14 protein-coding genes are annotated in these 17,535 nt (G+C 68.1%); 4 read left to right on the top strand and 10 right to left on the bottom strand.

All coding sequences use genetic code 11. From position 1 onward, the window contains the following. Window positions 1-186 precede the first annotated feature (186 nt). Window positions 187-627: a PRC-barrel domain-containing protein gene (locus AC1DP9_RS22700; protein WP_092293471.1), complete on the bottom strand. Its 441-nt coding sequence runs from the start codon at window positions 625-627 to the stop codon at window positions 187-189. A gap of 291 nt (window positions 628-918) precedes the next feature. Here AC1DP9_RS22700 and AC1DP9_RS22695 point away from each other — a divergent pair, with 291 nt between their 5' ends. Then, a complete protein-coding gene (locus AC1DP9_RS22695; RefSeq protein WP_092293473.1) occupies window positions 919-1,281 on the top strand; it encodes an ElaB/YgaM/YqjD family protein in 363 nt (120 codons plus the stop codon). Here the strand turns inward: AC1DP9_RS22695 and AC1DP9_RS22690 are convergent. Further along, window positions 1,269-2,201 carry a LysR substrate-binding domain-containing protein gene (locus AC1DP9_RS22690; protein ID WP_477108564.1) on the bottom strand — a complete coding sequence of 311 codons (933 nt, stop codon included), beginning with the start codon at window positions 2,199-2,201 and terminating at the stop codon, window positions 1,269-1,271. The genes AC1DP9_RS22695 and AC1DP9_RS22690 overlap by 13 nt on opposite strands. 105 nt (window positions 2,202-2,306) lie before the next feature. Here AC1DP9_RS22690 and AC1DP9_RS22685 point away from each other — a divergent pair, with 105 nt between their 5' ends. Continuing rightward, window positions 2,307-3,575, top strand: coding sequence for an MFS transporter (locus AC1DP9_RS22685; RefSeq protein ID WP_477108563.1), 1,269 nt, complete (start codon window positions 2,307-2,309; stop codon window positions 3,573-3,575). Window positions 3,576-3,618: 43 nt separating this feature from the next. Here AC1DP9_RS22685 and AC1DP9_RS22680 read toward each other — a convergent pair whose 3' ends face one another. From AC1DP9_RS22680 to AC1DP9_RS22660, 5 genes are all read right to left on the bottom strand, one after another. After that, window positions 3,619-6,741 (bottom strand): efflux RND transporter permease subunit, encoded by a 3,123-nt coding sequence (locus AC1DP9_RS22680; RefSeq protein ID WP_477108562.1) that lies wholly within the window; start codon window positions 6,739-6,741, stop codon window positions 3,619-3,621. A gap of 15 nt (window positions 6,742-6,756) precedes the next feature. After that, complete coding sequence (locus AC1DP9_RS22675) at window positions 6,757-7,941, bottom strand: efflux RND transporter periplasmic adaptor subunit (RefSeq protein ID WP_477108561.1); 1,185 nt, start codon at window positions 7,939-7,941, stop codon at window positions 6,757-6,759. A gap of 1 nt (window position 7,942) precedes the next feature. After that, window positions 7,943-9,280 (bottom strand): TolC family protein, encoded by a 1,338-nt coding sequence (locus tag AC1DP9_RS22670; protein WP_092293483.1) that lies wholly within the window; start codon window positions 9,278-9,280, stop codon window positions 7,943-7,945. A 278-nt stretch (window positions 9,281-9,558) separates the two neighbouring features. Beyond that, window positions 9,559-10,425, bottom strand: a complete 867-nt coding sequence (locus tag AC1DP9_RS22665) for an HpcH/HpaI aldolase/citrate lyase family protein (protein WP_477108560.1) — start codon at window positions 10,423-10,425, stop codon at window positions 9,559-9,561. Window positions 10,426-10,438: 13 nt separating this feature from the next. Then, window positions 10,439-11,611 carry a CaiB/BaiF CoA transferase family protein gene (locus AC1DP9_RS22660; protein WP_477108559.1) on the bottom strand — a complete coding sequence of 391 codons (1,173 nt, stop codon included), beginning with the start codon at window positions 11,609-11,611 and terminating at the stop codon, window positions 10,439-10,441. A 143-nt stretch (window positions 11,612-11,754) separates the two neighbouring features. Between AC1DP9_RS22660 and AC1DP9_RS22655 the strand changes: the two genes are divergently transcribed. Together AC1DP9_RS22655 and AC1DP9_RS22650 are read left to right on the top strand one after the other, a co-directional pair. Next, window positions 11,755-12,732: a LysR substrate-binding domain-containing protein gene (locus AC1DP9_RS22655; RefSeq protein WP_477108558.1), complete on the top strand. Its 978-nt coding sequence runs from the start codon at window positions 11,755-11,757 to the stop codon at window positions 12,730-12,732. Window positions 12,733-12,851: 119 nt separating this feature from the next. Further along, window positions 12,852-13,826: a Bug family tripartite tricarboxylate transporter substrate binding protein gene (locus AC1DP9_RS22650; RefSeq protein WP_477108557.1), complete on the top strand. Its 975-nt coding sequence runs from the start codon at window positions 12,852-12,854 to the stop codon at window positions 13,824-13,826. Between the two features lie 20 nt (window positions 13,827-13,846). On the opposite strand, the gene tssE is transcribed toward AC1DP9_RS22650, so the two are convergent. The 3 genes from tssE to AC1DP9_RS22635 form a co-directional block, all read right to left on the bottom strand. After that, the gene (gene tssE, locus AC1DP9_RS22645) at window positions 13,847-14,278 is read right to left on the bottom strand and encodes a type VI secretion system baseplate subunit TssE (RefSeq protein WP_477108556.1); all 432 of its coding nucleotides are present in this window, start codon (window positions 14,276-14,278) and stop codon (window positions 13,847-13,849) included. Then, window positions 14,278-16,941, bottom strand: coding sequence for a type VI secretion system ATPase TssH (gene tssH, locus AC1DP9_RS22640; protein ID WP_477108555.1), 2,664 nt, complete (start codon window positions 16,939-16,941; stop codon window positions 14,278-14,280). The genes tssE and tssH overlap by 1 nt, the downstream gene beginning before the upstream one ends. Window positions 16,942-17,047: 106 nt before the next feature. Beyond that, on the bottom strand, window positions 17,048-17,533 hold the full coding sequence (locus AC1DP9_RS22635; RefSeq protein WP_092293497.1) for an Hcp family type VI secretion system effector: 486 nt from the start codon (window positions 17,531-17,533) through the stop codon (window positions 17,048-17,050). Between the last annotated feature and the right edge of the window lie 2 nt (window positions 17,534-17,535).

The following is a 17,535-nucleotide window of genomic DNA, read 5'->3' as shown; positions in this document are numbered from 1 at the left end:
GGAAAACCGGCAGCTTTTACGATTCCGTCAAATCTGAGTCATAAATGATATGAATCATTTTTAAATCAGATTTCAATGACGTGCCCTGACAACGCATGTTCGCCGTCCCGTTACAGTCCGCGAGCAAACAAAAACGGCGGCCGTCGTTGCAACGGCCGCCGCCTATCCAGCCAGCAAACGCTCAGCTCAAAGCGCCCCACCCACTCCAGTCCAATACGGATCCCGCCCGTAGTACTCATGGATCGTAGTCGCCCACTGCGGATCGGCCATGCCGGGCCAGCTGTCCTTGTTGAAGCCTGGGGCGTCCTTGATGCGGTCCGCGGTCAGGCCGAGGCGGAAGCATTTGGCGTCGGTGTCCATGACCAGGGCACTCCAGGGAATGGCGTGGAGGGTGTCGCCGATACCGAGGAAGCCGCCGGTGCTCAGCACGGCGTAGGCCACGCGGCCGCGGGGGACATCGATCATGATTTCCGAGATTTCGCCGACGTGCTCGCCGTCGGACGAATAGACCTTGGTGTCGTCGAGGCTCGATGCGGCCATCACCTCGGGGCCGGGGCCTTCGCCCACGCCGGAGCCGACGATGCCGGCGCCCTGGCCGGAAGTGAGGGTGGGATCAGCGGTGTTCATCTGCAACTCCTTGCGTGGGGGTGTGGGACCCGTGATCCGCAACGAGCGTGCCGAGGGAGCGCCCGCCTTGCCGGGCGCGTGCAGCGGTCCGGGGCGGCGTGTCGCGCACCCTTTGCCGTCGCGGACAAATTACAAGCACCGGTAACTTGCCACGGCGTTTCTATATTAGAGAGCGCGCCGCACGAGTGGGGTGGCGGCGCGTGTGCTGGTACGGAACCTGCGCAGGCATGTGTTGCATCGACTTTCCCGCACCTTCCCCCGCACCTTCGCACTGCCTGACAGGAGACACGCATGGATCCGAACAACCTCAATCCACAGAACTCGAGCGCCGATGCATCCGCCGCGCGAGCCAACCTGCGCGCCGACACCAACCAGCTGGCCAAGGATCTCGACGATCTGCTCTCGCAGTTGCCGAATCTGACCGGCGAGGCCGTCGACGCCGCCAAGAAGACGTTTCTCTCCAAGGCGGAGCGCGGCTCGCAGGCGCTGGACTCGATCAAGTCGACGGTCAGTCACAACTGGCAGCAAGGCCAGGAGTGCGTGACCGAGTACGTGAACAAGCAGCCGATGCGCGCCATCGGCATGGCGCTGGGGATTGGCGTGCTGCTGGGCGCGGTGCTTTGCCGGCCGAGCCGGCACCGCTACGACGACTGACTAGCCGCCCGCGCTTCCCGCAACGACGCCAGCAGGATGTCCGCCAGCCGCTCCACCTCGGGCGGCATGGTCGGCGCCGCCCGCAGCATGACCAGCGGTAGCGACGGCAGCCCGGGCAGGCCGGCCTCCCCGGCCGGCACGGCGCGCACGTTGGCAGGCAGGCCGTAGCGGGAACGCACGGTCAGCCCCAGGCCCGCGGCGGCGGCGGCCCACAGCCCGCCGAGGCTAGGGCTCGAGAACGCCAGGCGCCATGGAATGCCGGCGCGATCCAGCGCAGCCGTGGCTGCGGCGTGGAACTGGCATGGGCGGTCGAAGGCGATCAGCGGTAGCGGCTCGCCCGGTTCCCAGGTCATCGGCGCCGTCGCGGAGCCGACCCAGCACATGGGCGGTTCGTCGATGGGCTCGACTGCGCGCTGGCCCAGCGCGTAGCCGGGGATGCCCGGATCGGGCGATCCCAGACCGCCATCGGACCAGATCAGCGCGAGGTCCAGCCGCCCGGCATCGATCCGCGCCAGCAGTTCGGCGTTGCGCGCCACCACCGCCTCGATGCGCACCTTCGGGTGCGCGCGGGTGAACCTGCCTAGCACGTCGGGCAGCAGCCCTTCGCCAAATTCCTCCTGCAAGCCCAGTCGGATGCCGCCCGCCAGATCCACGCCGCGCACCGCCGCCGCGGCTTCGTCGTTCAGGTCCACCAGCCGCCGGGCGTAGCCGAGCATGGCCTCGCCGGCCGCCGTCAGCGCCAGTCCGCGTCCGGATTTGCGGAACAGCGCCGTGCCGGCCTGCTCCTCCAGCTTCTTGATCTGCGCGCTGATGGCGGACGTGGAGCGCCCGACGCGATCCGCCGCCCGTGCGAAGCTGCCCAACTCCATCCCCGCCAGCAGGCTACGCAAGGTGGCGACGTCGAAATTCGTGCGTGACATCGATCATCCTGTTTTGTCGAACGATTATTGAAGTATTTTCTGATATTCAGGATGAATTGTGGGTGAGAGACTCGGTCCGGTCAAATCATCGATCGGAAACCAGCCATGTCATCCCAGACCCTTGCCTCGGCGCCCGCGTCGACAAATCATCACTTCGGTGCAGGCCACCGCTGGAAAGTCCTCGGCGTGGGCGTCGCCGCCAATGCCAGCGTGATGGCCGGCGCCAGCGGCATTCCCACCACCGCCGTCTGGCTCCGGACGGGGTATCACTTCGACAACGCCGAGCTGGGCCTCGCCCTCGGGGCGCTCGGTTTCGGCGTCGCCCTGTCCGAACTGCCCTGGGGCGTGGCGGCGGACCGCTGGGGCGACCGCCCCGTGCTGCTCGGCGGCCTCGCCTCCACCGCCATCGCCCTGCTGGCCATGGCGCTGTGGCTCGCTCCGGCCGGTGGTCATGCGCCGCCGCTGGGCTGGCTGATGAGTGCGATGGCGGTCGTCGGGCTGTTGAGCGGGAGTGTCAATGGCGCGAGCGGCCGAGCCGTGATGCGCTGGTTCCGCGAAGGCGAACGCGGGCTGGCCATGAGCATCCGGCAGACGGCGGTGCCGCTGGGCGGTGGCATCGGCGCCCTCACGCTGCCGTGGCTCGCCTCGACGGTCGGCTTCACCTGGGTCTATGGATGGGTAGCGCTGCTGTGCGGCGTGTCGGCGTGGCTGACGTGGCGATGGCTGCATGAGCCGCCGGCGGCAGGCTGCGTGGCGTCACCGGCGTGCCGGGTTCCCACGGCGAATCCCCTGCGGCAACCGGGCATCTGGCGCATCGTCGCGGCCATCGGCCTGCTCTGCATGCCGCAGTTCGCGGTGCTGACGTTCGCGTCGATATTCCTGCACGACTTTGCGCACGCCGGGCTCGGCGTCATCACCGCCACCATGGTCGCCGTGCAGGGCGGCGCGATGGCAATGCGCGTGTGGAGCGGCCGTTGGACCGACCGCCGTGGCAACCGTCGCGCCTATCTGCGCGGCTGCACGCTGGTGTCGGTGGCCGCCTTCCTGGTACTGGCGGCCTGCGTCCAGGGCAGCGCCGGCAACGCCCACGGCCTGTGGATGGCCCTGCTGCCGGCGATGATCGCGCTCGCCGGAGTCTGCGTCTCAGCCTGGCATGGCGTGGCCTATGCGGAGCTGGCGGCCATGGCCGGGGCCGAGCGCGCGGGCACGGCGCTCGGCATGGCGAATACCGCCGTGTTCCTCGGATTCTTCCTCACGCCACTAACCCTGCCGCACTGGCTCGCGGCCACCTCATGGCCGGTGGTCTGGGCCGGCACTGCTGTGATCGCGCTGATGGCGTGGCCGCTGTTTCCCGGAGCAAAGCCCAGAATGTGAAACGCCCCCGGGGGGGCCGGGGGCGTTTCACGATGCTGCGGGCTTACGATGCCAGCGAGGGCGAGATCCGGTTGTGGTCTTCGTCCTCTGGCTCCTCGTCCGGCCAGGAGCGTCCCACCATCCACTCGTACAGCGTCGGCAGCACGATCAGCGTCAGCATCGTTGCCGTAATCAGGCCGCCGATGATCACGATGGCCAGCGGGCGCTGCGTCTCCGCGCCAATCGCGCGCGAGATCGCCATCGGGAACAGGCCCAGCATGGCCAGCATCGCCGTCATCAGCACGGTCCGCAGCCGATCCATCGAGCCAGCCAGCACGGCCTCGCGCACGGAGAGCCCTTCATCGCGCAACTGGTTGAAGTACGTCACCATCACCACGCCGTTCAGCACGGCCTGGCCGAACAGCGCGATAAAGCCGATCGCCGCCGAGACGGACAGCGGAATCCCGGTCAGGAACAGCGCGAACACGCCGCCGATCAGCGCGAACGGGATGTTCGAGATGATCAGCGTGGCACTCTTGAACGACTTGAACGCGTTGAACAGCAGCAGGAAGATCACCAGCACCGACAGCGGCACCACGATCGACAGCCGCGCCATGGCGCGCTCCTGGTTCTCGAACTCGCCGGACCAGCTGATTTTCACGTCCTCGGCGTTGACGTTCTTCTTCACCAGCGCCTGCATGTCCTTCACCACGCTACCCATGTCCCGGTCGTGGATGAAGATGCCGATCGACGTGGTGCGCTGGCCGTTCTCGCGGCTGATGTTCATGGCGCCCGAGGCGGCCCGGAACGTCACCAGTTGCGACAGCGGCACCTGCGCGCCATCGGCGGTCTGCATGAAGATGTTCGGCAGGTTCGGCAGTTCGCGCTCGCCCGCCTTCAGGCGCACGGCCACGCTGAAGTGGCGCTCGCCCTCCCACAGCTCCGTGGCGGCCTTGCCGGCCAGCGCGGTTTCCATCAGGTCCTGCACGTCAGCCACATTGATGCCGTAGCGCGCCGCCTGGGCCCGATCGAACTCCAGCACGTACTGCGGCAGTTCGCCGTCGCGGTCGATGAACGCGCGCATCACGCCCTTGACCGACTGCACGTTCGCCAGGATCTGGTCCGCTACCTGCTTGTTCTGCTGCAGGCTGTCGCTCTGCACCTTGATCACGATCTGGCCCTTGATCTGGGAGATGCTCTCAAGAATGTTGTCGCGCACCGGCTGCGAGAAGTTCGGCTCGATGCCGGGCATCTGGCGCAGGTTGCGGTTGATTTCCTCGATGATCTTGCGCTTGTCGTAGCCGGCCCGCCACTTCTGGTCCGGCTTCAGGTCCACCAGGATTTCGACGGTGTTGATCAGCTTCGGATCGGTGCCGTCGTCCGGGCGGCCCACCTTGGAGATCGTGGTGTTCACCTCGGGCGTGCGGCGGATGACGGTGCGCAGCTTGCGCGCCTGGTCGCGGGCCTCATCCAGCGAGACCGACGCCGGCAGGTCGAAGCTGACCCACATCGAGCCTTCGTCCAGCTCCGGCAGGAACTCGCTGCCGAGGAACTTGCCCACGCCCACGGTGGCGACCAGCAAACCCAGCGCGATGCCAACCACCATCTTCTTGTGGTCCAGCGCCCACTTCAGCATCGGCTCATAGAGCCGCTTGCAGTGGCGCACCATGAAGTTGTCTTCGTGCGCGATGTTCTTCTTCAGCAGCAGGTGGCACAGCAGCGGCACCAGCGTCAGCGAGATGATCAGCGAGCCGATCAGCGCCCCGGTCACCGTATAGGCCATCGGCGCGAAGATTTTGCCCTCATGGCGCTGCAGCGTGAAGATCGGAATGTGCGCCGCGATGATGATCACCATCGAGAACACGGTCGGCCGGCCCACCTCGGTCGTCGCCAGCAGGATGGCGTTGAGCCGCGCCTTGTTGTCCTGGATCTGCTGCTCCTTCAGCTCGCCCAGCCGCTTGAAGATGTTCTCCACCACGATCACCGCGCCGTCCACGATGATGCCGAAGTCCATCGCGCCGAGCGACAGCAGGTTGGCCGGAATGCCCACCCAGGTCAGGCCGATGAAGGTGGAGAGCAGCGCCAGCGGAATCACCAGCGCCACGATGGCCGCCGCACGCACGTTGGCGAGGAACAGGTACAGCACCGCCATCACCAGCAGCGCGCCTTCCACCAGGTTGCCGAACACCGTGTGCAGCGTCTTGTCGATCAGCGTGGAGCGGTCGTAGTACGGCACGATCTTCACGCCCTTGGGCAGGATCGTGCTGTCGAGCAGGTCGATCTTCTGTTTCAGCGCGTCCAGCACGATCGACGGGTTCTCGCCCTTGCGCATCACCACGATGCCCGAGACGATATCGTCCTCGTCGTCTTGCCCCATCAGGCCCTGCGGCGGCGCCGAGCCCACCTTCACCTCGGCGATGTCCTTGACCAGGATCGGCGTGCCGTTCTTCTCGCTCACCACCACGTTGGCGATGTCCGCCGAGGTGCGGAAGCTGCCCAGCGAGCGCAGCAGGAACTGCTGCCGGCCATGCGCCACCGCGCCGCCGCCGGCGTTCGAGTTGCCACGCTGGAGCGCCGTGAACAGTTCGGACAACGAGATCCCCGCATCGCGCATCCGCGCCAGGTTCGGGTTCACCTCGTACTGCTTGATGCTGCCGCCAATCGTCACCAGGTCGGCCACACCGGGCACCTGGCGCAGGTTCTTCTCGACCACCCAGTCCTGCAGCGTGCGCAGTTCCTGCGGCGAATAGCCCTTGCCGGTCAGCCGGAAACGATAGATTTCGCCGATGGCCGTGGAGAGCGGCGCGAGGTCCGGATGCACGCCGTCGGGCAGGTCCACGCTGCGCAGCCGCTCGATGATCTGCTGGCGCGCGGTGACGTCGGTGGCCTTGTCGTTGAACGTGACCATCATGAACGACAGGCCGAACTGGGTGTGCGAGAACACCCGCACCGAGTTCGGCGTGCCGGCCAGGGCGGTCTCGATCGGAATCGTGACCTGCCGCTCCACTTCCTCGGCCGCACGGCCCGGGTAGAGCGTGATGATGTTGACCTGGATGTCGGAGACGTCCGGGAAGGCCTCGATCGGCAGGTTCTTGAAGGCGGCCAGGCCGCCGGCGACGAAGATGATCAGGCCGAGCCAGACGAACAGCTTCTGGTGCAGCGCAAAGTTGACGATACGGGAGATCATGTGTCCGCCATTCCCTTACTTGGCGGACGCGCGCGCCGCATTGACCGCCGTGGCGTCACGCAGGATGTCCTGCAGATAGAGGTTGCCGTCGGTGACCACCACCTCGCCGTCGGCCAGCCCTTCCAGCACCTCGGTCATGCCCGGCAGTGACACGCCGGTCTTCACCAGGCGCCGCTCGAACGTGTTCGTGCCCTTGCGGACGAACACGTAGTTCTTGTTGTCAGCCAGGAACACGGCCTTCGACGGCACCGCGATCCCCTTGAACGAGGCCGCCTGGAGGCGCGCCGTGACGAACATCTCGGCCTTCAGGCGGCGGTCCGCGTTCGGCACGGTCAGCCGCACCTTGATGCTGCGCGACGACGGATCCACGTAATCGGCGATCTTGACCACGGTGCCCTGGAACGTCTCGCCCGGATAGGCGGCGCTGGTCAGTTGCACCGTCACGCCCGGCTTGAACAGGCCGAGGTCCGCCTCGGCCGCGTCCACCTGGGCCCAGAGCGTGGTCGGGTCGGTAATCAGGAACAGCGGCGAGCTGGGCGCCTGGTCCGGGCGCAATTCCATGCCCGTGTTGATATTGCGCTCCACCACCAGGCCCTCGATCGGGCTGCGCAGCGCGAAGCGCTGGTTCACCGCATCGCCACCGGCAGCCGCGCCGTACATGCGCAGCGCCGCCTGCGTGCGTTGCTGGTCGGCGGCGGCACGGGCGCTATCGGCCTGCGCCTGCTCCAGTTCCTTCTGGGCGACGATGCCGGCGCCATACAGCTCGCGCTGGCGTGCCAGGGACTTGGCGGCCACGGCGCTGTCGGCGGCGGCCTTGCGTGCATCGGCCTGGGCGAGGCCATAGTCGGGCGAGGTCAGCGTCGCCAGCGGCTGGCCGGCCTTCACGGTCGCGCCGGGTTGCACGAGGATGTCCATCACGCGGCCCGCGAACGGGGTGGTCACGCGCACGGTCTTGTCCTCGTTCCAGACCAGCCGGCCCGGCAGGCTCAGCATGCGGTCGCCGCCCAGCTTCACCGGCTGGCCGACGATGCCGGGCAGGGTCTTCACCGACTCCGGAAACTGGATGGTCTGGCCGCTGACCTTGGGGTCGTCATCGGCCACGGGTGCCTCCTTCTTTCCGCAGGCGACCAGCGCCAGCGCGCAAAGTGACCCGACGGCTGCCAGGCGGAGAGGACGGAACCACTGGGACGAAGACAGCATGTTATGGACGCGACGCATCGGTACGGACCTGGGGAAGCTTGTTGATATCGGAATTGGTAGCTTGCAGCGCGGTGCGGTAGGCGGCCAGCGCCTTGGCGTAGTTGCCCTGCGCCTCGACGGCGTCCACGCGGGTCTGGCGCAGCGCGCGGCGCGCGTCGAGCAGGTCCAGCACGCCCGTGGCGCCCTTCGTGTACGCGAATTCGGCACTGTTCGCGACGGACTCGGCGGCCGGCAGCACGGCGGCCTGCATCTGTTGCAGCGTGGCGCGCGCGGCCTCCAGCTGGCTGCGCAGGCGCTCGATGTCGTTCTGCGCCTCCAGCAGGATGCGGTTGCGGTCGTCCAGCGCGGCGTAGTAATCCACCTCCGCGCGGCGGGCCTCGCCGCCATTGCTGTGCCGCACAAACAGCGGGATCGAGATGAACACGCCGTAGCTGTTGCCATCGCCATAGGTATTAGTGGGCGATTGCGGATAGTGCTCGGCCTGCGCGCCCACCGTCACATCGGGCACGCGGCCGGCGCGGGCCAGGTCGCGCGAGGCGGCGGCGGCGGCCAGCCGGGCTTCGGCGGCGGTCACGTCCGGGCGGCGTTGCAGCACGTCGGGGTCCACCGGTGGGACCGGGGTGTCCAGCGCCGGCCAGTCCGGCACCAGCCGGTTGTCGATCAGCGTGCCCGGCACACCGATGGCGGCGGCCAGGGCGGCCTTGTCGCTGGCGTGGTCAGCCTGGGCGTTGCGCAGGTCGCTCTGGGCGCGCAGCGTTTCCAGCTGGAGCTTGGTGACGTCGGCGCGGGAAATATCGCCGGCCTTCAGCCGGGTCTCATTGGCTTGCTGGGTGCGGGAATAGAGGCCGACGGTCTCGGTCAGCACTTCCAGCCGGGTCTGGCTGACCACGGCTTCGTACCAGGCCTGGTCCACCGCGCCGAGTTGCTGCGCCACGATGGCCTGGGTGGTCTCCCCGGCGGCGGCGCTGGCCTTGCGGGCTGCGTCCACGCGCAGGTTGCCCTTGTTGGCGGTTTCGATGACCTGATCGATGCGCAGCGTGGAATCCACCGTCTTGCTGCGCAGGCTGCCCGATCCCACCCCCGCATGCGGATTGATATTAGTGACACCGAGGCTCAGGACCGGATTCGGCCGTTGCGAGGCAATCTGGACATCGGCCTGGCTGGCTTCCTCGCCGCGCCGGGCGGCAATGATGTCGCGATTGCAGCGCTGGGCGTCAAGCCGCGCCTGGGCAAGTGTGAGCGTGGCCTTGGCCGGTGGCGGCACACAGGGGCCGTCTGGGGGCATCGGCTGGCTGGCGGCGTGGCCAGCAACGGCTGCCACGGCCAGCAGCACGGCCATGGCGGCGCGGGAAACTGAAAAATGCACGATCGGTCTGGCTCAATGTCACTTCGGTCTGACGTAAACGACCGTGCCAGCCGAACGGTGCACCGGGCGGGCGATTTTCTTTCATCGCTCCCCGGGAACCCGCTCTTTTAGCCGCGCTGCCTTGCCACGCACGATCTCCCGTGCGCATTCAATCGCAATCTCATTACAAACGGCTTTCATCTTGTCGGCATTCCCACCCAAATTCGCCCAACGTGTGGGTCGGGAAAACACCGATTGGCGCTGCGCCCGGTTCAGGCGGAGGTGGCGGATGAGGCGGATGGCGCCGCTGGGCCCGGCGCTGCGGCGACGATCCGCAGCGCACGTTCGAGCACCGGGCGGTCCACCATCTTGCCGTCCACGGCGATGGCCGCGCCCTGCGCGGCGGCGGCCTGGTCCACCACGCGCCGTGCCCACGCCACTTCCTGGGCAGACGGCGCCAGCGCCGCATGCACGCCCGCCACCTGGTTCGGATGGATCAGCAGCTTGGCGCCGAAGCCGAAGCGGCGGCCCCGGGCGGTGTCGGCCGCCAGCGCCTCGGCATCGCCGATGGCGGTGCAGACCCCGTCGACCGGCGCCGGCAGCCCGGCCGCGCGCGAATGGAGTACCAACTCGCTGCGGAAGTGATGCAGCGGCTCGCCATCGTCGGCCACGTCGAGATCGAACATCAGGTCGATGCTGCCGAACACCAGCCGGGTGACGCCGGGCGCGCGCGCCACGTCGTACAGGTCGGCAAACCCGGCGGCGGTCTCCAGCAGGGCATGGCAGTGGGCGTCCGGCAGCTCGGCGTGGAGGGCGGCCAGCGCGGTGGCATCGGCCTTCGGCAGCATGATCTGGCGCACCTGATGCGCCCGACACCAGGCGAGATCGTCGGCGAACCATGCGGTATCGGCGCCGTTCACGCGCACAAAAAGCTTCACGCCACCGACCTGGGCGGCAGTCCGCAGGCCGCTCCAGGGGTCGGACAGCCCCGCGCGGGCCTCGGCCTTGGCATCGGGGGCGACGGCATCCTCCAGGTCGACAATGACCGCATCGGCGCCGGCCGACAGGGCCTTGCCGATGCGCTCGGGGCGGGAGGCGGGAACGAACAGGTAGCTGCGCGGGACGCGGGGGGTAGTCATGGTCGGCTCCTGATCAAACCACGCCATCGGCGTGAAGTTGGGCCACTTGCGCGGCGGAACAGCCGATTTCCGACAGGATGGCATCGGTATGCTCGCCGACTGCGGGAATCGGATCCATGCGCGCATCGGTCAGGCCCGGCGGCAGCAGCGCCGGGATCTCGCCGACCGGCGACGCCACGGTGCGCCACCGCTCCCGCGCGGCCAGTTGCGGGTGATGCCAGACATCGGCCATGGTATTGACGTTGGCGTTGGCGATCTTGGCCTCCTCGAGCCGCTCCACCACCTGCTCCGCCGTCATGTGCGAGAACGCTTCGACGATCCTCGCCCGCAACTGGGCCCGGTTGGCGCTGCGCAGGCTGTTGGTGGCGAACGCGGCATGCGTGGCCAGCGCCGGCTCGCCCAGCACGGTCTTGCAGAAGACCGACCACTCCCGCTCGTTCTGCAGCCCCAGCATCACGGTCTTGCCGTCGCCGGTCGGGAACGGCCCGTAGGGGTAGATGGTGGCGTGGGCGGCGCCCGCGCGCGGCGGCGGCTCGGCGCCATCGAACGCGTAGTACATCGGGAAGCTCATCCACTCGACCATCGACTCCAGCATCGACACGTCGATCCGCTTGCCGCGCCCGGTCTGGCCGCGCTCGATCAGCGCCGCCAGGATATTGCTATAGGCGTACATGCCGGCGGCGATGTCCGCCACCGAGGCACCCGCCTTGACGCCCTCCTCGGCCGTGCCGGTCACCGAGACGAACCCCGACTCGCTCTGCACCAGCAGGTCGTAGGCCTTCTTGTCCCGGTAGGGGCCGTCGCCGCCGTAGCCCGAGATGTCGCAGACAATCAGGCGCGGATAGCGGGCCGAGAGCGTCTCGTAATCCAGCCCGAGCCGGGCCGCCGCGCCCGGGGCGAGGTTCTGCACCAGCACGTCCGCGCGCTCCAGCAGCCCTTCCATCACCGGCGCGGCGCCGGGCGCCTTCACATCCAGCGTCAGGCTTTCCTTCGAACGGTTGGTCCAGACGAAGTGCGAGGACAGGCCGCGCACGCGCGTGTCGTAGGCGCGGGCGAAATCCCCCGGGCCGGGCCGCTCGATCTTGATCACGCGTGCGCCGAGGTCCGCCAGCTGGCGGGTGCAGAACGGCGCGGCAATCGCCTGTTCGAGGGAGATGACGGTAATGCCGGCTAGGGGTCGGGTCATGGCGATGGGTCCGGGGGTGCTCGATGCCGCCAATCTACCCGCGCGCCCCGACTATGTGAAATAGGGATTGCCGAAGCCTCCATAAGTAGAATCAATACCCTCAACGAGACGACACCCGGCGAACGGGGCAGGAGGCAGCAGCGATGGATATCCGGGCAATGCGGTATTTCGTGGCGATCGTCGACCACGGCAGCCTGACGCGCGCCGCCGAGGTCGTGTGCGTGGCGCAGCCGGCGCTGAGCCAGCAACTGGCCGCGCTCGAGGAGGAATTCGGCGTGCCGCTGGTGCATCGCGGCGCCAAGGGCGTACGGCCGACTGAGGCCGGCAAGACACTTTATCGTCACATTCGGAATATCCTGCGCCAGGTCGAGATTGCCGGGGCGGACGTCCGGGTGGCCGGCTCGGAAATCTCCGGCAACGTCGCCATCGGCCTGCCGACCACGGCGGCGGCGGCCTTCGGCATGCCGCTGGTGCGGGCCGTGCGGCAGCGCTATCCGCAGGTGCGGCTGCAACTGTTCGAGAGCATGAGCGGCTATATCTCCGAGCTGCTGAACCAGAACCGGCTCGACTTCGCGATCCTGTTCCGCGACACGGCGTCGCGCGCTGTGGAGCCCGAACCGCTGGCCAGCGAACCGCTCTACCTGATCGGCACGCCGCCCGGGCGCGCCACCCGCTCGGCCACCATCGCACTGAAGGCCCTCGACGGCATGCCGCTGGTGCTGCCCAGCGGCTCGCAGGGCCTGCGCGAGGTGGTGGAGCGCAGCTTCGCCAAGGCCGGTATCGCCCTGAACGTGGTGGCGGACCTCGATTCGCTGCCCTTCCTGCTGGCCGCCGCCCGCGAGGGGCTGGCCTGCACGGTGCTGCCGGCGTCGTCGCTGGGCGAGAGTCCGGGCGCAGAAGGGAATGGGGATGGGGCTGGCGATGCCGAGGGGGGCATCGGGCGTCGCCTGATCCTGCCGGAGTTGCGCCGCACGCTGTCCCTGTGCTGGCCGCGCGCGCTGCCGCGTTCGAATGCGGCCGAAGCCGTCGCCGACATCCTGCGGGAGATCGTTGCAGCGCGCATCGCCCAGGGCGGCTCGCTGGCGCCGCCGCCCGCCCCTACGGCACCTGCCAGCCGATAAGAAATCCTTATGGCCATAGTCGGCGATTGAATTTCTCCTGCGCACCGGCCTCGGCTAGAGTGGGCGCCAGCATGGGCGGGACCGACATCCCAGATAACCGCCCGCCATAGGAGACAACAATGCTTCGCACCCTTCCCGCCCTCGCCGGCATGGCCGTGGCTCTCACGCTGGCCGCCGTGGGCAGCGCCCACGCCGACACCTATCCCAGCAAGCCCATCCAGATGATCGTGCCCCAGGCGCCGGGCGGCACCAACGACATCGTCGCCCGGCTGGTGGCCGCCGATCTGTCGCAGCGCCTGGGCCAGCAGGTGGTGGTCGAGAACCGTCCCGGCGCCGGCGGCAACATCGGCACCCAGGCCGCCGCGCGCGCCACGGCCGATGGCTACACGCTGCTGATGACCATCAGCAGCACGCAGGCGATCAACCCGTCGCTCTATCGCCAGATTCCGTTCGATCCGATCAAGGACTTCGAGCCGATCGCCCCCGTGGCGACGGTGCCGAACGTGCTGGTCGTGAATCCCGCGTTTCCGGCCAAGTCGATGGCGGAACTGATCACGATGGCCAAGGCCAAGCCGGATTTCTACCGCTATGCGTCGGCCGGCAATGGCACGCTGAACCACTTGCTCGGCGAGATGCTGAACAGCATGGCCGGCATCAAGCTCGAGCACGTGCCCTACAAGGGTGTGGCGCCGGCGCTGAACGATGTGCTCGGCAACCAGGTGCCGATGGCCTTCGCCAGCCTGCCCTCGGTGCTGGCCCATATCAAGGCCGGCAAGGTGCGGGCGCTGGGTGTGAGTTCGGCCAAGCGGTCGCCATTCGCGCCGGACATCCCGGCCATCAGCGAAACCGTGCCCGGCTATAGCGGCGATCTCTGGGTTGGCCTGTTCGCCGTGCGCGGCACGCCGAAGGCGGTGACGGAGAAGCTCGCCAAGACCTTGCAGGCCGCGCTGGCCGACGCACCGCTGCGCGACAAGCTCGCCGCGCAGGGCGCCGAGGTGCTCACCGCCACGCCGCAGCAGTTCTCGACCATGTTGCGTGCGGATATCGACAAATGGGGCAAGATCGTCAAGGCCTCGGGCGCCCAGGTGGACTGAACGGCGTTAGCCGTAGCCCCTCAGTCGCGGTCCTGCACCGCGCGCAGCAGCGTCAGCCGGGTCTTGCCGTCAGGCATGAAATGCGTGCCGAAGCGCACCAGCCCGGCGCGGCGCAGGTGGCAGGTCATCGTGAAACTCAGCAGCATCCCGGGCTCGGTATCGTCGATGTCGATATCGATGCCCCGGAGCCTCGGCTCGTAGCGCAGCAGCGTGGTTTCAATCTCCCGCTTGAGCGTGTGGGCCGACGCGGGCAGGTGCCGGTAGATGCGCGACAGGTCGCCCAGCCCATAGTCCGGTAGATGGGCCAGCCCGCCGCGCCGACTGTTCAGAACGCGCTGGATATTGTCCTGGACGGACAGGAAGGTCTGCGTCGCCAGATCGAATTCCTCGACCGGCACCCCATTCGCGAAATGCCCTGTCACGGCCTCGAACAGGCCCGGACCGCCGGCCATTACTGGCCAGCCTCATCGAATTCCAGCCCGATGCCGTCTGCGTCCGAGAAGGTCAGCCGGATCGTGGCCGGGGCGCTCGTCTCCGCTGTCTTGTTCCCCATTCTTATTAGCAGCTCGCGGGCCAGCACCGGCAGGATCTGCTGGTCGAGCAGGCTGTCGATATTGCGCGCGCCGGTGTCCGGCAACAGGCAGGCGGCGACCAGCGCGTCCACCAGCCCATTGTCGTAACGCAGCGGCACGCCGAACCGGCGCGCCACCCGCTCGCTCACCTTATCCAGCTTCATGCGTACGATCGTCGCCATCGGCCCGGCGACCAGCGGCCGGAACACCACGGTCTGGAAGCGCGCCAGCAGCGCGGGCTGGAAATGCTCGACCAGCGTCGGGCGGATCGCTTCCATCAGCATGCCGGGGGTCGCCGCGCCGCCGGCCTCGGTCACGGCGTCCGTGGCGGCCAGGATCTGGTCGCTGCCCAGGTTCGACGTCATCACGATCACCGTGTTGCGGAAATCGATCACCCGGCCTTCGCCATCGCGCATAAATCCACGGTCGAACACCTGATAGAACAGGCTCAGCACGTCGCGGTGGGCTTTCTCGACCTCGTCGAGCAACACCACGCTGTAGGGGCGCTGGCGCACCGCCTCGGTCAGGACGCCGCCCTCGCCGTAGCCGACGTAGCCGGGCGGCGAGCCCTTCAGCTGCGACACCGTATGCGCTTCCTGGTATTCGGACAGGTTGATGGTGATCAGCGCCCGCTCGCCGCCGAACATCAGGTCGGCCAGCGCCCGCGCCGTCTCGGTCTTGCCGACGCCCGAGGGCCCCACGAGCAGGAACACGCCGATCGGCGCGTCCTCGGCCTTGAGCCCCGCCTTCGCCGCCCGCAGCCGCTTGCCGAGCGCTGCGAGCGCCTCGTCCTGACCCACCACCACGCTGCCCAGGTTGGCCTCCAGGTCCAGCAGCGTGGCCAGTTCGCTGGCCAGCAGGCTCTCGGCCGGCACGCCGGTCCAGTCTGCGATGACTTCGGCAATCGCGTGCTCATCCACCTCGGCGCGGATCAGGGCGGCCTGCCCGGCCGAACCCACCGCGCGGTGGGCGGCTTCGATCGATGGGGAGAGGTCCTGCCGCAGCGCCTCGTCCGCGGCCTGCCATTGGCGACGCAGGCCGAACAGGGTTTCCGTGGCGGCCTTCTGGGCGGCGAGCGTCTGCGTGAATCGGACGAGGTCGCCGTCCAGCGCCTCCAGCCGGCTGTCGATGGCGCCGATCCGTGCGGCGTCACGGATGCCCGTGGTGCCCGCGTCCTGCGCCAGCGCAGCCCGCTCGGTCTCCAGCGCCGCGCGCTCGGCCTCGCACCGGGCGAAGGCAATCGGCGTGGCGTCCTGGCTCATGCGCACCCGCGCGGCGGCGGTATCGAGCAGGTCGACCGCCTTGTCGGGCAACTGGCGCCCGGTCAGGTAGCGGCGCGAGAGGCGCACGGCGGCGACGACCGCCGCATCGGTGACATGCACGTCATGGTGCCGCGCATAGCGCTCCTTGAGGCCGCGCAGCATCAGGCACGCGGCCGCGTCGTCGGGCTCGTCCACCTTCACCATCTGGAAGCGGCGTTCGAGTGCCGCGTCCCGTTCGAAATACTGCTTGTATTCGGACCACGTGGTCGCCGCGATGGTCCGCAGCTCGCCCCGCGCCAGCGCCGGCTTCAGCAGGTTGGCCGCGTCGGCGCCGCCAGCGCGGTTACCTGCCCCGATCAGCGTATGGGCTTCGTCGATAAACAGCAGGATTGGCGTCGGCGACTGCTGCACCGCCTCGATCACCTGCTTGAGCCGCTGCTCGAACTCGCCCTTGACGCCGGCACCGGCCTGCAACAGGCCGAGGTCAAGCGTCCGCACACTGGTGTTGGCGATGATCGCCGGGACATCGCCCTCCGCAATACGCAGCGCGAGCCCTTCGACCAGCGCGGTCTTGCCGACGCCGGGCTCGCCCACGAGGATCGGATTGTTCTTGCGGCGCCGCGCGAGGATGTCGATCATCTGCCGGATCTCGACATCACGGCCAAAGACCGGATCAATCTGCCCGGCACGGGCCTTGGCGGTGATGTCGATCGTGAAGCGGCCCAGCACCGGATTGTCGGGGAGGTGCGCCACGGCCGGGGTGTCGGTCGGAAGGGGAAGGATCTCGGGCAGCCTGTGCGCCTCGCTCGATATCTGATCCAGCTCCGGCATCAGTCGTTCGATCTGCGCGGCGGAGATGCTGAGCAGCGGCCAGGCATCCGGCGCGCGCAGCCAATGCGGCGCTTCCACCAGCGCGGCGAGCAGGTGCGCCGAGCGAATGTCGGTGTCACCCGGTGCCGTCGCAGCGAGCGACGCACGCATCCATGCCGCCTCCAGCCACTGCCCCACGCGCGGCGAGAGCCCGGGCCGGCCGCGCAGGTCATGCGGCAGGCGGTCGATGGCGGCGAGCAACGCATTCCAGATGGCATCGACATCGATTTCATAGCGCCTCAGGATCGCCAGCAGGTCGCCCTCGCCCAGTTCGAGCAGCTTGATCAGCCAGTGCTCGACCTCGATGTCCCGGTGGGCGCGGGTTTCGCAAAGGCTGGCCGCCTCGGTCAGCGCGCGGGCGCAATGGGGGTTCAGGCGGCGCAGGAACGGGGAATAGTCGCGGGCAATCATGAGGGAGGGATGGCGATGGGCGGGAAGAATGCGGGGTCGAGGGATGGGGCGGCCGGCGGCGCGGCCGAGGGGCCGAGGGGCCGGCGCGAGGCCGGCCCGACCTTACTCAGGCACGCTCGTTCCAACTATCGGCGTGGATGATGTTGCCGTCCTTGTACGACCAGGTGATCTTCTCGTAGCGCAGCTCGATGCTCTCGAGGTGGTTGTGCTTCTCGAAGGCCGGGCTCTTGATGTCGTGCATCTTCGGCGTGACGCCGACCACCTTGACGTTCTCGAGCTTGGTGTTGAAGTACTCCTTCTCCTTGCCGGCGTCGTCGATCTTGTACCAGCGAATCTCCACCGCCTTCAGCGTCTGGCCGCTGGAGACGGCCTTATAGAGATACGGCGTCGAGGCGTCGGTCTCCTTGGTGAAGACGATCGGCTCGTGCACGCGCGTGCCGGTCAGCTTGCCGGTGTTGGCGTCCGTCGGGATCTTGACCGCGTGATCGAACGCCACCACTTCGACGCTGCCCTCGCGGCCCGAAACCGTGACCGAACCCTTGATGTCGGCGCCACCATCGTCCTTGATCCACATGTATGCGGGAATTGCCATTT

The organism is Cupriavidus sp. 01L43 (assembly GCF_056399925.1).
This window is presented reverse-complemented; position numbering and strand designations above follow the sequence as displayed.